General features: G+C 47.4%; 14 protein-coding genes. 7 read left to right on the top strand and 7 right to left on the bottom strand.

Translation table 11 applies throughout. The features are described 5' to 3' along the window. Positions 1–430: 430 nt before the first annotated feature. On the bottom strand, positions 431–835 hold the full coding sequence (locus CIK98_RS03460; protein ID WP_172409801.1) for a DUF4476 domain-containing protein: 405 nt from the start codon (positions 833–835) through the stop codon (positions 431–433). Between the two features lie 273 nt (positions 836–1,108). Here CIK98_RS03460 and CIK98_RS03455 point away from each other — a divergent pair, with 273 nt between their 5' ends. Beyond that, positions 1,109–2,374 (top strand): SO_0444 family Cu/Zn efflux transporter, encoded by a 1,266-nt coding sequence (locus CIK98_RS03455; RefSeq protein ID WP_094382893.1) that lies wholly within the window; start codon positions 1,109–1,111, stop codon positions 2,372–2,374. Between the two features lie 226 nt (positions 2,375–2,600). On the opposite strand, the gene CIK98_RS03450 is transcribed toward CIK98_RS03455, so the two are convergent. Next, complete coding sequence (locus CIK98_RS03450; RefSeq protein WP_094382892.1) at positions 2,601–4,499, bottom strand: DUF3843 family protein; 1,899 nt, start codon at positions 4,497–4,499, stop codon at positions 2,601–2,603. A gap of 171 nt (positions 4,500–4,670) precedes the next feature. Here CIK98_RS03450 and CIK98_RS17555 point away from each other — a divergent pair, with 171 nt between their 5' ends. Then, on the top strand, positions 4,671–4,838 hold the full coding sequence (locus tag CIK98_RS17555) for a heavy metal-associated domain-containing protein (protein ID WP_141210388.1): 168 nt from the start codon (positions 4,671–4,673) through the stop codon (positions 4,836–4,838). Positions 4,839–4,888: 50 nt separating this feature from the next. Here CIK98_RS17555 and CIK98_RS03445 read toward each other — a convergent pair whose 3' ends face one another. The 3 genes from CIK98_RS03445 to CIK98_RS03435 all read right to left on the bottom strand — a co-directional run bounded on the left by CIK98_RS03445 (position 4,889) and on the right by CIK98_RS03435 (position 7,623). Further along, positions 4,889–5,551, bottom strand: coding sequence for a septal ring lytic transglycosylase RlpA family protein (locus tag CIK98_RS03445; protein ID WP_253249630.1), 663 nt, complete (start codon positions 5,549–5,551; stop codon positions 4,889–4,891). Positions 5,552–5,639: 88 nt separating this feature from the next. Then, a complete protein-coding gene (gene gdhA / locus CIK98_RS03440) occupies positions 5,640–6,977 on the bottom strand; it encodes an NADP-specific glutamate dehydrogenase (protein ID WP_094382890.1) in 1,338 nt (445 codons plus the stop codon). Between the two features lie 139 nt (positions 6,978–7,116). Continuing rightward, positions 7,117–7,623 (bottom strand): sigma-70 family RNA polymerase sigma factor, encoded by a 507-nt coding sequence (locus CIK98_RS03435; RefSeq protein WP_094382889.1) that lies wholly within the window; start codon positions 7,621–7,623, stop codon positions 7,117–7,119. Positions 7,624–8,171: 548 nt separating this feature from the next. Between CIK98_RS03435 and CIK98_RS03430 the strand changes: the two genes are divergently transcribed. The 3 genes from CIK98_RS03430 (at position 8,172) to CIK98_RS03420 (ending at position 15,916) form a co-directional block, all read left to right on the top strand. Then, positions 8,172–11,288, top strand: a complete 3,117-nt coding sequence (locus CIK98_RS03430) for a SusC/RagA family TonB-linked outer membrane protein (protein ID WP_371683236.1) — start codon at positions 8,172–8,174, stop codon at positions 11,286–11,288. 12 nt (positions 11,289–11,300) lie between these two features. Next, positions 11,301–13,253 carry a RagB/SusD family nutrient uptake outer membrane protein gene (locus tag CIK98_RS03425; RefSeq protein ID WP_094382887.1) on the top strand — a complete coding sequence of 651 codons (1,953 nt, stop codon included), beginning with the start codon at positions 11,301–11,303 and terminating at the stop codon, positions 13,251–13,253. Between the two features lie 182 nt (positions 13,254–13,435). Then, positions 13,436–15,916: a glycoside hydrolase family 2 TIM barrel-domain containing protein gene (locus tag CIK98_RS03420; protein WP_094382886.1), complete on the top strand. Its 2,481-nt coding sequence runs from the start codon at positions 13,436–13,438 to the stop codon at positions 15,914–15,916. Between the two features lie 229 nt (positions 15,917–16,145). Here the strand turns inward: CIK98_RS03420 and CIK98_RS03415 are convergent, their stop codons facing one another. After that, entirely contained in the window at positions 16,146–16,724 is a 579-nt protein-coding gene (locus CIK98_RS03415; RefSeq protein WP_094382885.1) for an adenylate kinase, read from the bottom strand. Between the two features lie 57 nt (positions 16,725–16,781). Beyond that, the gene (hpt, locus tag CIK98_RS03410; protein ID WP_094382884.1) at positions 16,782–17,324 is read right to left on the bottom strand and encodes a hypoxanthine phosphoribosyltransferase; all 543 of its coding nucleotides are present in this window, start codon (positions 17,322–17,324) and stop codon (positions 16,782–16,784) included. A gap of 88 nt (positions 17,325–17,412) precedes the next feature. On the opposite strand from hpt, the gene CIK98_RS03405 reads away from it, so the two are divergent. Together CIK98_RS03405 and CIK98_RS03400 are read left to right on the top strand one after the other, a co-directional pair. Then, positions 17,413–18,930, top strand: coding sequence for an NAD(P)H-hydrate dehydratase (locus CIK98_RS03405; protein WP_094382883.1), 1,518 nt, complete (start codon positions 17,413–17,415; stop codon positions 18,928–18,930). A 3-nt stretch (positions 18,931–18,933) separates the two neighbouring features. Then, the gene (locus CIK98_RS03400) at positions 18,934–20,001 is read left to right on the top strand and encodes a DUF4831 family protein (RefSeq protein WP_094382882.1); all 1,068 of its coding nucleotides are present in this window, start codon (positions 18,934–18,936) and stop codon (positions 19,999–20,001) included. Positions 20,002–20,211: the final 210 nt, after the last annotated feature.

The following is a 20,211-nucleotide window of genomic DNA, read 5'->3' as shown; positions in this document are numbered from 1 at the left end:
ATTTACTTTTCGAGTGCAAAGGTACTGAATCTTTGTTGCAAGTCAAAGGCATTTTTGTTCATATACTCGTTGCTCCCACTCCCGATAGCACAGTCTTATACTGTGTGGTAAAGAAATACAGCCATGGTTTTCTACAAAAAGTTGTCTTATAGCAGGTGCAAAGGTAATATATTTTTGGGGACTTTTAGAATATTTCATTGGAAATCAGAATACTTTCAGAATAAAAACTTGTCTTTTTCTGAATAAGGTTGCAGTGACAGGTTCATTGCCCCGATTTTGTGAATAGGAGTGTGGGGGTCTCTCCCACATCTCGCCTAACGAGTAACCTCCGATGTGGGATTGTAGGAGAGAGAGGCTTTGGAGGCAAGGTCATCGACGATCAGAAGTTCTGACCCTGTCTTTCATTATCGCCACAAGATTATACAATTTCCTAATGCCTGCAACCTCCAATAATCCTTGCCGCCTCATCTTTCTCACTTTGGAATGAGAGTTGGTCGAATATGATGTAGGCACGATGTGGATCGGTAATGCGTGGAGCCATGAGTCTAAGTGCCGCAAGTTTCTTGTCGCCAAACGAGAATATACTCATAATTGTCGCACACTGCTCACAGGAATAAAACGCCCCAAGACTGGCCACCTCGATTAGATCCATCTTTCGGTCGTCGAAACTGGTGTTTTTCACCTTATTATATAATATGGCGAACTTATCGTCGCTGAGACGAAGTTCCATCACCGCACTTGGTTCATGCATACGTCTATGCCGCTGAGCCTTAACGTCAACTGCTCCCAATGTCAAACAGGAGAGCAACAGAATAATATACAAGTTTCTTTTCATAATAATTGCCATTTTTGTTTTTTCTGCAAAGGTAATGCCTTTTTGGCATATTATGCAAGGGAATTTCCCTACAAGATAATATGATAATTCCTATTATAGCAGCCCTAAGAATTTCCCTTTTTTACAACAAAGATTGATTTTGGGTGGTGAATGTACGGAGGAAAATTGTGTTGGTAAGAATAAAAAAACTATATTTATATTTTCATTTTGGGAGAATTATATTACCTTTGCATCAAAAATGCAGCAAATAGTATTAATTCCACTTGAGAATATATGAATCAGTTTATCGATTTAGTCACCGAAATGTCGCCTTACCTGCTACTAGGATTCCTGTTGGCAGGTTTGATGCATGCCTTTATACCAGGGACTATCTACAGTAAATATCTTGCCAAACCAAATATGAGAAGTGTAGTGCTTGCCGCACTCTTCGGCATTCCCCTTCCGCTTTGCTCGTGTGGCGTTCTTCCCACGGCAATGTCATTGCGTCGTGAGGGGGCCAGCAAGGGTGCGGCAGTCTCTTTCCTTATAGCCACACCGCAGACAGGTGTCGACTCTATCATTGCCACATTCTCGCTGATGGGATTGCCGTTTGCCATTATCCGTCCGATAGCCGCCCTTGCCACAGCCATATTCGGAGGAAAGATGGTCAACGTGATTGAGGGCGACGAGGGTGCCGGGAAATTTGACAGCACAAATGAACAAGCCCATGATGACCTCTGTGGAGACAGTTGCTGTGGGGGGCATGACAAAGTGCCTACGTCGTTTGTCGGCAAGGTCATTGAAGCCTTGCGCTATGCCTATATCGACATGATGGAGAGCGTGGGGAAATGGCTTGTCGTAGGACTTGTCGTTGCCGGACTGATAACGATTTTTGTACCTGATTCATACTTTGAGATTTTCAAGGACAACAGTTTCACGTCGATGCTGCTGGTATTGTGCATCTCCATCCCCATGTACCTGTGTGCCACCGGCAGCATACCAATAGCCGTGGCGTTGATGATGAAGGGACTCACCCCTGGAGCGGCACTCGTACTGTTGATGGCTGGTCCTGCATGCAGTGTGGCGAGTGTCTTGGTGGTGAGCAAGGTGTTGGGCAGACGCACATTGATAGCATATCTTGGCTCGATTATTTCAGGGGCAGTTGGCTTCGGTCTTGTCACCGACTATCTGTTGCCCAGAGCATGGTTTATGTCACATCTTGTGGCGAATGACGCATGTTGCGAAGAGGAAAGCAGCTTGTTTGCCACCTCGTGCACCATTCTGCTCTTTCTTTTGTTGGCAAATGCGTTCATTCGTCGTAGATTCTGTAGTAAGGCAAATATTAATTCCAAAAATACAATGAAACAAACATTTGTCATCAAAGGCATGTCGTGCAATCATTGCCGTATGTCGGCAGAAAAAGCCATTCTCTCGGTAAAGGGAGTCACCTCTGCTTCCGTAGATTTAGGCAGCAAGCAAGCTGTAGTTGAAGGCGACTTTTCGCCTGAGGATGTCTGCAAGGCAGTAGAGGAAACAGGATTCTCGTGCTCATTGCTGTGATTTCTTTAAGTTTAGCTGTTGGTAACTTGAGATTACCATAGAACGGACGTGGTTTGGCTATGAAAAGAGTTACACATTTTTATCCAAGAGGTTGTGTCAGTTATTTTGACACGACCTCTTGGGACACTTAGTCTCTCAGCTTCATGTTTATCCGCCAAAAGGCGGTCAATAACTCTGTTTTTATACTGCTTCATTTCTTCATCTTTCTATTCGGCAGCAAAGTATGTTATTTCATGCCTTTCTCCATCAACCTTAGCATCTTGTCCAGCGACTTGAACATCTCGTTCCAATTCCTGCCCTTGCCCACTGTGTTATAAAGCAAAGCCGAGGCGGCAGGGGCATTGACCTTTCCAACATACCGAGACACTGTGGATACTTGTATTTTATCCTTGTCAATCTCAATGTATGCATTATAGAGATTGCGAGTCGGCATAGTGAAATCCCTGAAGTTGTCCACGTCACGAATGACAGTGGTAGTTAAGTCGCAACTCACCAACCGCCATAGCTTGTTGGCTTTGCTACGCACGGTTTCTTCCTGTCTGAGAATGCCAACGAAGGTCTCGAAGTTCACTTTCTGGCCCTCGTTATCGTCATTGTCATAAGTCAGACCTGGTTCACGCCTTCTCCTGACTACTTTGTCAGACCCGATATCCCTCCTTATGCAGCGTACCATGAATTCCAAATTATCCTGCAACAGCAGTCTTCCGTGTTCTTTTCCGTTCATGTCGTTGAGCATAGCATCAGGCACAAGGTTGTGCTCTATGAGATATATCACGAGGTCGGGATGGCTGCCTCCTACCATTAAACACAGCCCCATAGCATTTTCCTCAGCCTTACTCTTGTTGTAATAGGGATTGTCCGGACTTTTTATACATTCGGCACCAAAGCTAAACAGCATTTGTCCATTCGGATGGAGAAATGCCATGAATGCCCCATCTCTCGGAAGATCTGAAACCGGAAAAGACCCAAGGTGTTCTATACCAATTTTTCCCCTCATCCATTTCTCAAAATCCTCAGGATTATTGAAGAAAAACAATCTCTTGCCATCGTTTCGTTTTATCAGGTCCTCGTATTGGCCTTGATAGTCGTGGAACATACTATATTCCCGGTTCTCCTTCTGACAATGCTCTGCATAACGTTTGTCGCTCATCTGGAACAATAACGAATGACCATTCGCAAACCAATCTCCCCGGAAAGAGAAGAACGAACCGAAGATGTGGGTATTCTTCTTCGCATCCCTCCTTATTCCAAGGTCAAAACTATCAAGCATCACATTATACCTTTGTTTCATGAAATCCTCTACAACAAGATACTCCTCGTCCGTGTTTTGTATCTTGTAAATATTCAGTTTTGCATACTCCATCTTCTCTATCTCTGCAGCAATCTCGTCGTCAGGGTCGTCCATGTCAATCCTTATCATTTCGGCGTAAGCCTTGGTGGCAGGTATTGACAACGGCCACGAGCGATATTCAAACACCGAGCAGTCTTCCGTAAACTCACGCAACTGCTGATTGTTTGCTTTTACAAATATTTTCTTTAACCCATAATGGTCTTCTTCCATCACCACATTGGAGTACCAGCGTCCCAAATAGCTCCGGTTTTGCAACCAAACCAGCACGCTCCTTATCAAATACGGATTATCCTGCGTTTCTTCGGAGAAGATATAGTCCGCCAGTTCCTCATTGGGAGATATCGAATGTTTTTTACTATTCCAATGGTTCAGTAACGTACCTGCCACATCGGCGATTGAGGTATTCGTCGGATTTAATATGCATCCAGCACGCTCTGCCACGAACGAGAGCCACAACACAAATTTCATTGCGTCAAGTTCAGCTTCCGGGGACGACACATCCCTTGAATCATAAAACGGCAAATACATTCCATACATCTTGCCATACAACCTTGTGAAAGCGTCGAACTGGTGTGTCCCGGAGTGTATGTCCTCAAAATACAATGCCAAGCTGACACACGCATTCCTCATTTCCCTATCATCAACATACGGTAACACTTTGCCAACCAAATCATAAATTTCATTGGCAAGATTTGCATACTCCCTGTCTGTTGAACAATAGAGCATGTCTGGATGGCGTTTCGTTATTTCACTCACTGGTATTTGTGACTTCATATAAAAAATTGTTGTTTAATTTTTATTGGATACATATAAAATATGGCTGCAAAGATAATGCAAATCGAGTGCAGAAGCACCAAGCTTGCTTGAGTGTTATGCCGAGATGCAGCTTATCTTCTGCAAAGATAATGAAAAAATACAAGGAACAAGAATAAATCAAAGAAAAAAATGCCTCCGGTTGAAATCGTGCTAAATTTAGTAGATTACCCGACTTTATTGGTCACCTCTGCCTCCGTAGATTTAGGCAGCAAGCAAGCTGTAGTTGAAGGTGACTTCTTGCCTGAGGATGTCTGTAAGGCAGTGGAGGAGACTGGATTCTCGTGCTCATTGCTGTGACATAACGGCAGGTAATAAGAAATAAGACATCCCCTATACCGCCAAGCCGCTTATTTCGCGTTTCTCTTTTGCGAAACTCTTGACTTGTGTGGGTTTTTGTCTATCTCGTCTAAAACGCTTGTGGTTGAGGGTTGTGAGGTTTGTTTCTCGTTCGTCTTTTGATGCTGTGAGGTGTTGTTGGTTGTTTGTTTTGTGGTTGCGTCGTCAAGCTTATGCAATGGCTTAGACTTCTTTTTGTGAGCATCTTTCAGTTCTTGCCATATAGGCACGATGGAAGGGGAGGAAGTAGAGGGTTGCGTTTCGAAGTCTATTTCATATAGATGCTTCTCGTCTTTCGGCTTAAATGGTACGAGTAGTTCGTCGGCAAGTTCTACTGTAACCATTACCACACCTTGCGACAGCATTCCGAGTTCTCGTGCTGCACGATATGAAAGGTCTATGATGCGTCCTTTGCCGAATGGCCCGCGGTCGGTCACTCTCACCAGTACATTTTTCCCATTTTGCAGGTTTGTCACCTTTAGCATTGTACCGAAAGGATGTGTGCGATGAGCACATGTGAGACTGTCGTGATGCAGACGTTCTCCGCTACTTGTGCGAGTCCCCGTCGCACGTTTTGAATAATAAGAGGCTTTTCCCTTCTGAGGTTCTTGGGCATAGATGAATGAAGAATGAGGAATGAGGAATGAGGAATAAAGCAAAGCAACCAAACCCAAAGTCCTTTTTATGACGTTGGAAACAATTAATCGATATGTTTTTTTGCTTAGTTCATTCCTCATTCCGATTCCTAATTCCTAATAAAAATTACACAACTCCCTGTGCCATCATTGCGTTTGCCACCTTCATGAATCCGGCTATGTTGGCGCCTTTTACGTAGTTGATATATCCGTTAGGCTCCTTGCCGTATTTCACACACTGTTCGTGTATGTTATGCATAATCTGATGGAGGTTTTTGTCCACTTCTTCCTCCGACCAACTTAGGCGGATGGCGTTTTGTGTCATTTCAAGACCAGATGTTGCCACGCCTCCGGCGTTTACTGCCTTTCCTGGAGCGAAGAGTTGACCTGCTGCAATAAACTTGTCGACAGCCTCAGCCGTGCAACCCATGTTCGACACTTCTGCCACGAGCAACGGTTTGTTAGCCAAGAGTCTATCGGCGTCCTCGCCGCTCACCTCGTTTTGTGTAGCACATGGCAGGGCTATGTCGCACTTCACTTCCCATGGACGCTTGCCTGGGACGAATGTAGCCTCTGGGAATTCCTCAGCGTAAGGTGCGCAGACGTCGTTGCCGCTGGCACGAAGCTCAAGCATGTAGTCAATCTTCTCTCCGCTGATGCCTTCTGGGTCGTAGATGTAACCGTCGGGACCTGAGATGGTGATTACCTTTGCGCCAAGCTGTGTAGCCTTGGTGGCAGCACCCCAAGCCACATTGCCAAAACCGCTGATGGCAACTGTCTTGCCTTTGATGTCAAGTCCGTGGGTCTGCAGCATCTCGTTGACGAAGTAGAGAGCGCCGAAACCGGTAGCCTCGGGACGAATCTTCGAACCGCCCCATTCCAATCCCTTTCCTGTCAGCACTCCGCTCCACTCGTGGGTGAGCTTCTTGTACATACCGAAGAGGTAGCCAATCTCACGCGCTCCGACTCCGATGTCGCCAGCAGGCACGTCTTCAGAAGGACCGATGACCTTGTACAGCTCGGTCATGAAAGCCTGACAGAAGCGCATCACCTCGTTGTCGGAACGTCCGCGGATAGAGAAGTCTGAGCCTCCCTTGCCGCCGCCCATAGGCAGAGTGGTAAGCGCGTTTTTGAAAGTCTGTTCGAATCCGAGGAACTTTAATATAGAAAGGTTTACAGAAGGATGGAAGCGCAATCCCCCCTTGTATGGGCCTATAGCGCTATTGAACTGCACTCGGTAGCCGATGTTAACATGCACCTCGCCTTTGTCGTCCACCCAAGGCACTCGGAAGGTAAGCACGCGCTCTGGCTCTACGATGCGCTCGATGATCTTTGCCTTCTCGAATTCAGGATGCTGGTTATATACATCCTGTACCGACAAGAGCACTTCTCTCACTGCCTGCAGATACTCCAGTTCGCCTGGGTGCTTCTGCTCCAACTGTTGCATAATTTTTTCCACTTCCATAACGATAGGTTTTTTAATTGTTTCAATAATTTGTCATTGTGTAATAGAATTGCGGCAAATTTAGATTGTTTTTGTCAAACCTCCAAACTTTTTCGGGTTATTTTTGGTCTCCAAAGTTACATTTTGTTAAATATACCGTTTATACAACATTTCTTAAACCTTTACGCACTATTTTTCTTGCCATGCCAAGCTGTTTTTCAGCATATCTGTAGTTTATCTGAAGTTTCTCGGCTATCTCCGCCACTTTCATTCCTCCGTAGATGTTGAGTTCATACACATTCCTGCATTTCTCTGGCAGCATTGCTATCTGTTCGTTTGCCCTGTCTAACATATCTTTTGCCATAATGCGCGTTTCGGGATACTCTGAGAGAGCGTTCGCCGATGCAGTTACGTTTTTGCTATATGTTCTTTGTATAGCTTTTTTTCTCAGTATGCTGACAGAAGCGTTTCTTACCATTTGGTGAACCAAGGCTCCAATAGAGTCGGGAATGATGTTTTGTTGCATGGCTAGCAAATGCGTGAAACATTGTTGCACGACATCTTTCGACTCTTCGATGTCGTTCAGCAGGGAATCTGCGAATAACCGTAGCTCGTCCACGTTTGCTTCGTAATATTCTGATATAATATCAAATTTGGTTCTTTCCATACTACTTTTTATTGGAAATTTCAGTTGCAGGTATGATTAGTTCTGCAAAATTAGCAAACTTATTTATATCTCAAGCAAGAATTGACAAAAAAAATGCTAAAATGTAACAAAAAAATATGTTTTATGTAACAAAAACATATTTATTGCTCTTTTATCCGTACCTTATTATATTTATAATGGAAAACGTAATTGGTTTCTCCGACAAAACTGACAACGGAGGCATGGAACATTGCCTGACTGAGCGAAAAAGGCTGAAGGGAAAAACAAACACATTTTAAGTGTCTTATCAACACTAAAGAACATCTTTTTATGTACAATGATACATATTAAAACGAAATTGAAACGAAATTGAAACCAGTATGTATTATGTTTAAAAAAAAACAGAAAAAATTTGGAATTATACCAAAAACTTTCTATATTTGCACCTAGAATTAATAGCTACCTAGAGCAAACGTGCTAATATTACTTATAGAGCATTATGAACCAAAGGCAGTTAAAACCAAATTCAAAAAAATTTAACATTATTATTTAATCAAACAAATTTCGTTATGCGTAACCTAAAGAAATCGTCCCTACTGATGGGATTGTGTTTTGGAGCAACGCTATTGCCAATGCAGGCGTTCGCTGAAGCTAATGAAACCATCCAGTCGGTGCAGCAAGCTGCACGAAAGGTCACTGGTGTCGTGTCTGACTCTCAAGGTCCACTCATCGGAGCGACAGTAAAGGAGAAAGGCACTGCCAACGGTACCGCAACCGACCTGAATGGTAATTTCGTTCTAAATGTCAAGTCTGGCGCTACACTCGTAGTTACATACGTAGGATATGTAACTAAAGAGGTGAAAGTACCGGCAAATGCTGGAAGCAAAATTTTTATCACCCTTGAGGAAGAACAGGGACGTAACCTTAATGAAGTGGTGGTAATCGGTTATGGCACCCAACGCCGTGAAGCAGTAACTGGTTCGGTTGCCAACATGCAGGGTGACAAGCTCAATCAAGTGGCAGCGTCAAATGCCGCTTATGCACTACAAGGTCGTGTGGCAGGTGTACTCATGACCCAAACTTCTTCTCAACCTGGCGCAGAGATGCAGATCCGCATCCGTGGGCAACGCTCTCTTACCGCAAGCAACGACCCGCTGATCGTGCTCGACGGAATACCTTTCATGGGAAACCTGTCTGACATCAATCCTGCCGACATCAAGAGCATGGACATTCTCAAGGATGCCTCTGCCACAGCTATTTACGGTAGCCGTGGTGCCAACGGTGTCATCATGATCACTACAACCAAAGGCACGCAGGGTACTCCTGCCAAGGTGAGCTACAACGCTTATGTCGGAGTAAAAAAGTTGTTCCACCGCTATCCAATGATGTCGGGTCCTCAGCTTGCACAGTTGCGCAAGGACGCCGGACTTTTCACTAACTCTCTTGAGGAAAGCGACGATACTGATACCGACTGGCAGGACCTCTTCTTCCGCACAGGTATACAGACAAGCCACGACATCGGCGTGTCTGGTGGCACACAAGGTGGCAGCTATAGCTTCGGCGCTGGCTACTACCACGACGAAGCTGTCATTCCTACACAGCAGTTCGACCGCTACTCCGTTCGTGGTAACTTCGACCAGAAAGTTGGTGAATACTTCCGTTTCGGTCTCACCACCAACAATGGTTTCCGCATCAACAAGGGTAATCAAATCGGCGTATACAATGCACTCAGCATGAGCCCATTGGCATCACCATACGACGAAAACGGCAACCTGAAGCGCATTGTAACCATGCCTAACGACCAAACTTTCGTCATGACAAAAGAGGTAGTTGAAAGTCTTGAGGACACTTGGCTAAGCGAAAGCAAGACTCTTAGCAGCTACAACACCCTGTTTGCTGAGGTTCAGTGTCCATGGGTAAAAGGCTTGAGCTATCGCATCAATATAGGTCTTAACTATCGTCACACCAAGGGTGGCAGTTTCACTGGTACAGGTATCAACAATACCGACCCGAACTATATCAACAGCGCAAGCGTAGACGAGCAGAACACCACCAACTGGGCTATCGAGAACCTCATCACCTACGACCGTATCTTCAACGAGAAGCACCACATCAACGTTGTAGGTATGTATTCAGCAGAACAGACCACATACGAGAAGACCTCAGTAGCTGCCAAGGGCATACCGGCAGAATACTTCCACTACTACAACCTCGGTACAGCCAGCAGTGAAATCACCGTTAATCCTGACAACTGGAACTACTGGCAGAGCGGACTGATGTCGTGGATGGGTCGTGTGATGTATACCTACGACAACAAGTATATGCTTTCAGCCACTCTCCGTGCCGACGCTTCCTCTCGTCTTGCCAAAGGTCACCAGTGGCATACTTATCCTGCAGTGTCAGCAGGTTGGAACATTTCACGTGAGTCGTTTATGGAAGACCTTAAGTGGATTGACAACCTTAAGTTACGAGTAGGATATGGTGAGACTTCTAACCAGAGTATCAATCCTTATTCAACCCTTGGCCGACTGAGCCAGCGCCGCTACAACTTCGGCACTACTTTCGACACCGGTTACTACGTTTCAGCACTTCCTAACCCCGAACTCGGTTGGGAATACTCCCGCACATGGAACTTCGGTGTTGACTTCTCGTTATTCGGTGGCCGTCTTAGCGGTTCTATGGAATACTACGTCCAGAACACCCGCGACCTGCTCCTTGACGTGTCGATGCCAAGCACTTCTGGCGTAGGCAGTTATACAGCCAATGTCGGCAAGACACAGAACAAAGGCTTTGAAATGAGCCTTAACGGAATCATCCTCGACAACAAGAACGGATGGAACTGGGAAGCTGGCCTGAACTTCTACTTCAACCGAAATAAGCTCGTAGAGCTTGCTTCAGGTGCTGAACGCGACGAGGCTAACCGATGGTTTGTTGGCCATCCTATCGACGTTATCTACGACTATAACAAGGTTGGACTATGGCAGGAAGGCGACCCTTATCTCGACATCCTTGAGCCAGGCGGCAATGTTGGTATGATAAAGGTAGAGTATACTGGCGACTACAATGCCGACGGCACTCCTACACGACAGATTGGTCCAGACGACCGCCAGATCCAAAGCATGGAACCAGACCTCATGGGAGGCTTCAATACCACAGTTGGATATAAGGGCTTCGACCTCACCGTTATCGGCTCGTTCCAGATTGGCGGTACGCTCATATCCACTCTCCACTCTTCCTATGGCTATCTGAACATGCTCACAGGTCGTCGCGGCAATATAGATGTCGACTACTGGACACCAGAAAATACGGATGCAAAATATCCAAAGCCAGGTGGCGTAATGTCGAGCGATAACCCCAAGTATGGCTCAACCCTCGGTTATTTCGACGCTGGCTATCTGAAAATTCGCACCATTACCCTCGGCTACAACTTCGACCGCATCAAGGCAGTACGCGACTTCGGAATCAGCAAGCTGCGTGCGTATGTTTCAGTTCAAAACCCATTCGTACTGTTCTCTCCATTCAACAACGAGTGTGGTCTTGACCCTGAGACAAACACCTACTCAAACAACGGCGGCACAATGGCTGTGACAATGGATGGCTACAACGGCAAGCACGTGCTGCCAGTAGTAGGCTACAACACACCTTCAACCCGCAACTTCCTGTTTGGTATTAACGTAACATTCTAAATCCCAATAGCAATGAAAAAGATTTCAAACAATATCAGATTAATAGGAGCTGCCGCTCTTGGAGTACTCATCATGGGCTCTTGCTCCGACATTCTCGACGAACAACCGAGAAGCAACTACGACCCGGGATTCTTCCAGACAGAATTGGGCATCAAGGGAGGACTCACCTCTCTCTACGCCAACCTAAGGAATCTCTATGGTCAGGCATATTATTTCAACTCCCAGGAGACAGGTACTGACGAATACACCTACGCACAGTCTGCCGACGGCAACTTCAAGGATGCCGACGTGTCGGGAGCCGGCTCTCCGCTGAACTCCACCAACTGTCGTGCTGACGTCCTTTGGGGAAGTGCTTTCTCAAATATCAACACTGCCAGCGGTGTCATCGAGAACGCTACTGCAGCAGGCATGAGCGAGGCTCTCATCGCCGAGGCACGCTTTTTCCGCGCCTTCGACTATTTCAACCTTGTACAGACCTTCGGTGGAGTGCCACTCGACCTTGGTTCAGGCGAACTGAAGTTCAACACTTCCACTTCCCGCACATCTGTTCGAAACACTGTGCCTGAAGTATATACCAAGGCGGTGTTCCCCGACTTGTTAACAGCCATCAATGACCTGCCGGAGAAGCCACGCCTTACCGGAGCATTGACAAAGAACGTGGCTCGTCTTATTCTCGCCAAGGCTTACCTGACCTACGGATGGTGGCTTGAGAACCCCAATGGCATTCCTACCTATCCAGAGTGCTCTCGCACCGATCCTGACGGTCACGACGCAAAATGGTACTACCAGCAGGCGTACGACATAGCACTTGACGCCATCAAGAATCCAGGCGCTTACAGTCTCCAGCCTACATTCTACGACGTGAACGTGGCTACCAACGACCGCAACTCTGAGTGCATGCTCTACGCTGACCATAACGACCAGAGCGAGCTTTACAACGGCGGCTCCTTCTCTTACGGTAGTGGTGGAGCTCCCGACAACTTCGTGTCATGGATGGGTTGCTGGAACTACACTACAATGACAGCAGAGGGCAACACCAGCGGAGTAATCAATCCCGTGCAGCGTGAGTGCGTCCAAGCTCTCGGACGTCCTTGGACCCGTATGGCAACACCACAGGAAGTATTCACAAAGGTGTTCACCGACGTTGAGAAGGACTCTCGCCTCGACGGAACATTTACCACTACGTTCTATACCAACTGGAAGAAGGGCGGCAAGTCTGACGACTATGTCGAAGGTGCCAATGGCTCAAAAGTTTATTACGGCGAGCCGTTCCTGAAGTTTGTGCTTAGTGGCGACCCTGCTATCACCTATCCTAATGGTGGAGGCAAAAACAATGTCGGTGCAGGAGAAATGGCTGGCGAGAACGCTTACGTGGTTGGCATCACAGGCATCAGCCGTCTGAAGTACCCGATGTTGTGGAAGCAGGGACCTTACCGTACCGACAATGGTTCCGGTCTGGGGCAACCTAATGCCGGCAGCACTCGTCCCTACGTAGTATGCAAGTTCTCAGAACTTTACCTCGTTGCAGCCGAGGCAGCCGTTAAGGGTGCTTCCGCACAAGGCGGCTACAGTGCCCGCGAACTCGTGAACGTTCTCCGTGCCCGTGCAGGAAAGTGGCGTTGGAACAACAACAGCAACTGCGAGAAGGTGGCTGACTACAGCAAGGAACTGACCGACGCCACACCGGCAACCATAACCATCGACTACATCCTCGACGAGCGTATGCGAGAGTTCTTTGGTGAGACGATGCGTTGGTTCGACCTTGCCCGCACCCAGACATGGGAGAAACGTGCCGGTCAATACACCATCTGCGGTTCCGGAGCTGGCGACCACACTCCACAGGTGTTCACCCGCACCATAACCAAGGACATGTATCTCCGCCCGATTCCACAGGGACAGATTGACGGTCTCGAAATGACTGATGCCGAGAAGGACGCTTACCAGAATCCCGGCTATCGTAACTGATGATTTCATCATAGAATAATTAGTAAGTTTAGCCGCTATCCTCAAGCAAAGAGGGTAGCGGTTTTTCTGCTAACTGTCGTAATGGAAAACGGCTAAATATCGGATTAAAATATATTAAATACTTGCATATTAGAATAATTCTTATTATATTTGCAACGAATAAAACAATGGAAACATAATCAATGAGAAAACCTATTTTTTTAATTGTATACATGTTGATCGCAGCCACAGTATGCCAAGCAGCGCCGAAGCAACTGCGACAAAGGCTGACGTTCGACCAGGGATGGCAGTTCCGCTTATGCAAGAACCATCAAGAGGTGAAGGCGGTGCTCGACTCGTTAGGAGTGAAAAACGTCAGTTTCGGCACTGAGGGGGAAAAAGCTGCAAAGACGAAGGTGACCGACGACACTGAGCCTGAACAGGCACAAGTGACGGCATCAGAGGTGACCGCTTCCACAATGAAGGGAAATGCGAGTGGAGGCGGGTTCCAAAGCGTCTGCGTGCCTCACGACTGGAGCAGTTTCCTGCCTTTCGACCCGCAGATGGGCGGTTCGGCGGGATATCTCGCTGGCGGTCAGGGCGTATATGTGAAAGATTTCAAACTGCCTTCTTCTGTGGCTGACAAGGAAAGGATTGACATCGCGTTCGATGGTGTCTACCATCGGGCCACGGTATGGCTCAACGGCCATCGTCTTGGACACCACATGTATGGATATACTGGCTTTTCTTTCAACCTTACACCTTATTTATATATAAAAGGAAACAATAGACTCGTGGTACATGTAGACCGCGAGGAACAGTCTCGCTGGTACACTGGGTCGGGCATCTATCGCCATGTGTGGATAGAAGCCACTGCTGCTACGAGGGTAAAGGAAAACGGAGTGTTTGTAGTTGCAAAGACCGATGGAACCATTATCGTGAAGACTGAGCTGGAAGGCGACAAAGAGGCAAAGGTGACTCATGCCGTGTTTGGCCCCGACGGAAAGCAGATAGCCTCATCTGCCTCGGAAGAACTAAAGATAAACAACCCGCAACTTTGGAGCTGCGACACGCCTGTGATGTACCGGCTTGTGACAAAGGTGAAGAACTCTCGCGGCCGCCTGACCGACGAAGTGACTACCCCATTCGGGTTTCGCTCCATCCGATTCGATGCCAATACAGGTTTCTGGCTCAACGAAAAAAACTTGAAGCTGAAAGGTATGTGTCTTCATCAGGATGCAGGAAGCCTTGGAGTGGGAGTACCCGACGAGGTATGGCTACGCCGTCTGAAAGCCATGAAGGAGATAGGCTGCAACGCCATTCGTTGTTCTCACAACCCGCCATCACCAGAATTTCTCACCATCTGTGACACCCTTGGACTACTTGTGCTCAACGAGGCTTTCGACAAGTGGAAATCTGGTTATTACGAGCCGTTCTACGACGACAATGCCCATAAGGACATCACCGACATGGTGCTCCGCGACCGAAACCATCCCTCGGTGATAGTCTGGAGCATTGGCAACGAGGTGAGTGAGGCATGGAAGACTGATAATGAGGGCGTTGAGCGCGCACGTGAGCTGAACGCAATAGTGAAGGCCCTCGACCCAACGCGCCCCACGATGCTCGCATGCCAACAAGGCTTTCAGGACAAGATTGCCGATGTTGCCGACCTTGTGGGCTATAACTATCTCGAACCACGCATGGTGGCCGACCATAAGCGTTTCCCTGAGAGAAAGATGTTTGTGAGCGAGGCTTTCGTGTATTATTCCGGATTGAGGGAGAACCTCGTTCGCGACTGGGTGGAGCGCAATCCCTGGAATTTTGTTGAAGACTACCCGTTCATTGCGGGCTCTTTCGTATGGGCTGGTGTGGATTATCTCGGCGAATCGTCGCCTTGGCCTGCAAAAGGCTGGTGCTCTTGTCCGTTTGACATGACACTGAAAGAGCGTCCGCAGGCTGCTTACTATCATCCGGCATGGAATCCGGAGAAAGACTATCTGAAACTCGTAGTGCGTGATAACTGCTTCAACCAAGCCATAGGCACCGACCACTGGCAGTATCCTCCGATGGCCGACACATGGGATTTGCCTTACACCGATTCGCGTTGTGTAGAGATACGATGCTACACCACTTGCGACTCAGTTCAGTTCTTCTTCCCCATGTGGAGCAATCCGCAACTCCCGCTTAAGCCACGCGTCACAGCCAACTATCCTGACCATTGCATCACCATCCAGCTGCCAGCTCGTCAGGGCAAGGTGCTCGCTGTGGGATATCGTGGCGGCAAGGAAGTGTTGAGAGACTCGCTAGTGAATCATGGCCCGGTGGCAGATGTGAGTCTTGAGGCCGATTTCACAGAACTGAACACCATAGCCCCCGACTATTCTTCCGCCACGGCTAAGAACACCGTTTCCCACATTCGTCTAAAGCTTGTTGACAGTGAGGGACGTATCCAGCAGATGCAACCCCGCCGCTTCCGTGTAGAAGTGGAAGGACCTCTGCGACTGCTTGGAGTGGAGACAGGCGACATGCGTCGTACGGAGTCATGGCGCACCACAGAACTAGACACTTATTTTGGGGAGGGTCTTGTGCGCGTTCAGTCTACATTACAAACAGGCAAAGGTCGTGTCGTATTCCACGTAGATGGCTTCGACAAGCCGTTTGTCAAGGAGCTGACAATAAAATAAATAATTTAAGTTTCGCATGTACTAAACTTTTGAGGAGTTAAGAAGTTAAGGAGTTAAGGAGTTAAGCCATTAGTTTGGAGCATTGGATATAAGCGCAACAACATTTGGCTTAACTCCTTAACTCCTTAACTCCTTAACTCCTTAACTCCTTAACTCCTTAACTCCTTAACTCCTTAACGACTTCCCTTTCTTTCGAAAGTTGAGTAAATAAGCTGAGCCTCTTCAAAAATTACTCTTCAATTCCGTCCACAACCTTGCAAACGTCGGCGAAGATTTCCTCCAGCACTCCGTAGCTCTTCACGTAGTGATGAAGACCTTCATTCTTATACCAGTCGATGAGCGGTGCTGTTTGTGTGTTATATACGGCGAGACGTTTGTTTATGGTTTCCTCGTTGTCGTCGGAACGGCCTTGCTCCTTTCCGCGGTTCAGCAGTCTTGCCATGAGTATATCCTCGGGCGCGTAAAGCTCTATCATGGCAGCTATGGAGTGACCACGTTCAGCAAGCATTTTCTTCAGGGCTTCCGCCTGCGGAATGGTTCGTGGAAAACCGTCGAAAATCACTCCCTTATGTTCTTTTCCAAAACTGTCGTATACCTTTGCCAGGATATCAATCATCAGTTCATCGGGAATGAGTTGTCCTTTGTCAATAAAACCTTTTGCAGTTTTGCCTAGTTCAGTACCGTTTTTGATTTCACTGCGAAGCACATCTCCCGTAGAGATATGTCCGAAGCCATACTTTTTAATCATCAGTTCGCTCTGAGTACCCTTTCCAGATCCAGGAGCACCGAAAATTACGATATTTTTCATTGTGTCTTAAAAAAATAATAATTTAATTATGTTGTTATCTCTCTCTTTTGATAGATTCTACTCTCTTCCTTTTACTACATAAATGTCCTTCAGGTTTCTTCCCTGTTGGTCGTAGTCAAGTCCATATCCGACAATAAAGTCGTTAGGAATCTTGAAAGCAGCATATTCGATGTCGAGTTCTGTCTTCAGACAGTCGGGCTTGAGTAGCAAGGTACAGATGTGAACCGACTCAGGGTTTCTGGTGCCAATGCTCTCGATCATTTGTTTAATGGTCAGTCCGCTTTCCACTATATCCTCAACGATAATCACAGTTCTTCCCGTCAGATCTTCGTTAATTCCAATCACCTCTTTCACCTTTCCCGTGGAAGTCGTACCCTGATAGCTTGCCAATTTCACAAAAGAGATTTCGCTTGGTATGGTAATCTCTCGCATGAGGTCGGCAGCAAACACGAACGATCCGTTAAGCACCGCCAGCAGCAGTGGGTTTTTGCCTTTCATGTCGTTGCTTATTTGCTCCGCCACCAGTTTTACTCTCTCTTTGATTTCTGCCTCAGAAATCATCGGAATAAACTCCTTATCCTTGATTTTTATCGTTTTCATACTGCTTTTTTATTAATTTTGGGGCAAAATTACTAAAAATCTTCCAATAAATGGCATCGTTTAGCATTAATTTTGTATTTTTGCACGTATGAAAATATTTACAAGCGCTCAAATACACGAGTTAGACAAATATACTATAGACCATGAGCCGATAAAATCTATCGACCTCATGGAGCGTGCGGCTATACAACTCACCGATTCCATTGTCGCCGAATGGGACAAGGACATGAAGGTTGTGGTATTTGCCGGACCGGGGAATAATGGTGGCGATGCTCTTGCCGTGGCACGTATGTTGGCCGTCAGGGGATACAACGTATCCACATGGCTCTTCAATACCTCCGGACGCCTTTCTGACGATTGCAAAAAAAACCGCGACCGACTGAAAGACGTGAAGCAGGCGGCTTCGTTTGTTGTGGTCACTGAAGAATTCGACCCTCCTACACTCGACGCACAAACCCTTGTAGTCGACGGTCTCTTCGGCTCTGGGCTGAACAAACCCCTTACTGGAGGTTTCGCCTCACTGGTGAAGTATGTAAACACTTCACCCGCAAAGGTGGTGAGCATCGACATTCCGTCGGGCCTTATGACCGAGAGCAACGAATATAACGTCAAGTCAAACATTATGAAAGCCGACGTCACACTCACGCTCCAACAGCCCAAGCTATCCTTCCTCTTCCCCGAAAACCAGCAGTTTATCGGACATGTTGAAGTACTCGACATTGGCATCAGCCAAGAAGGCATAGACAAGACCGATGCACAATTCTACATTCTCGAAAAGAGCGACATCACTCCTTGTCTCAAACGCCGCGACCCGTTTGCCCATAAAGGTTCCATGGGCCATGCCCTACTCGTGGCAGGAAGCCGTGGCATGGCTGGAGCCGCCATGCTCGCAGCTAAGGCTTGTTTGAGAACTGGAGTTGGAAAGGTCACCGTACACACTCCGGCTTGCAACACTCTTCCTCTGCAAATAGGAGTGCCAGAAGTGGTGCTCGATGTCGACAGCGACACTAACGTTGTGTCAGAAGCAGTAGACACCGATTGCTTTAAGGCCATGGGCATTGGTCCCGGACTGGGCACTAATGAGAATACGGCCATTGCCGTCATAGGACAAATGAGAAGGGCCCAGTGTCCGATAGTGGTCGATGCCGACGCACTAAACATTCTCGCAGCTCACAAAGCCTGGTTGCAACAGATACCGGTCGGAGCCATACTTACACCTCATATAGGCGAGTTTGACCGCCTTGAGGGTGTGTCGACCGACAGCTACGAACGACTGTCAAAAGCCATGCTCCTTGCAGAACGCCAACATGCATACATAGTGCTGAAAGGCCACTACACCGCCATCATCACCCCTGGCGGCCGCGTGCTGTTCTCACCCACGGGCAATCCTGGCATGGCCACCGCCGGCAGTGGCGACGTGCTCACAGGCATCATCACCGCCCTACTGGCACGAGGCTATACTCAAGGCGAAGCTTGTGCCATCGGTACATACCTCCACGGACTTGCAGGTGACATTGCCGCACGATCATTAGGCGAGGAAAGCCTTATAGCATCCGATATCATCAATAGTCTGCCAATGGCGTTCAAAGAACTCTCAAACGAATAAAAAATGAAAAAGACATTACTATCATGTATGCTTCTGGCTGCCACCACAGCTTTCAGCCAGACTCAGATAAGCGACTACAAACCGGGAATTACGGCTGAAGGCGCCGTGTACTATCTGCCCAAAACCGCAATACGCGTGGCGGTGAAAATAGAAAAGACGACTTACACTCCTGGCGAATTTTGCAAGTATGCCGAACGATACCTTCGACAGAAAGACGTTAGACAGAATGCTGCCGTAAGCCATCGTGTGATAGACTGCAGCGTGATGCCATACGGTGTGGCTGACAAGTCGAAGGCTTACGCCGTGAAGTTCAATGCCCGAAGCGCTGCCGCCAACCTCTCGTTGGCAGACGACGGACGACTGCTCTCTGTCAACGCCGCTCCCACAGCCGAGCCTGTATTCAAGCCTTTCACGGCCTCTCCAAAACCACAACCTGTCAATCCGCGAGACTATATGAGCCAAGAGATACTTGCAGCGGGCAGCACTCCCAAAATGGCGGAACTCACGGCCCGTGAGATTTACGACATACGCGACAGTAAGAACGCGCTCAACCGTGGAGAGGCTGACTTCATGCCGAAAGATGGCGAACAACTGCGCATCATGCTCGACAATCTCAACACTCAAGACCGCACTCTGTCGAGCCTGTTTGTTGGCACCGAGTGCAAAGACACCACCGAAGTGGTCTTCACGCTTTGTCCGGATATGGAAGTAAACCGTCAGGTATTGTTCCGACTGTCAAAACAGCTGGGTGTAGTGGATGCTGACGACCTTTCCGGTTCACCATATTATATTAATATAAAAGACCTGAAGACTGTGCCTGATGTTGGTCCCGACGACGGGAAGAAAAAGAAAGAACGCGAAGACGGCATTTATGTCAATGTTCCAGGCAAGATACTGGTAGAGATTTTGAATGGCAGCAATACAATAGCAGACGCGGAGTTCTCTGCCGGTCAGTTTGGTCGTGTAGAGCTACTCAGCGGCGACCTGTTCAACAAGCGTTTCACCACCCATCTTTGGCTTAACCCCATAACTGGCGGTGTAGAGAAACTTGAAGCAGAACAACCAAAATAATGGCTCTGCTGTAAGCCTTTACATTCTTTTCGGCATCAAAGATAATGAAAAAAAATGGAATATGCAAAATAAAATGGTACTTTACTCAAGTTTCGGAAGTAAAAATTCAGTACTCTATGCCGTCTGTGCAAGTTGGCTTAGTAATGCCATTCTGCGACTGTCAGCAATGACTTGTTTGAGTACAGTCTCCTCGTCGCATTCCAGTATTTC

The organism is Prevotella sp. P2-180, from assembly GCF_002251435.1.
In the GTDB taxonomy this organism is placed as follows: Bacteria; Bacteroidota; Bacteroidia; order Bacteroidales; family Bacteroidaceae; genus Prevotella.
This window is presented reverse-complemented; position numbering and strand designations above follow the sequence as displayed.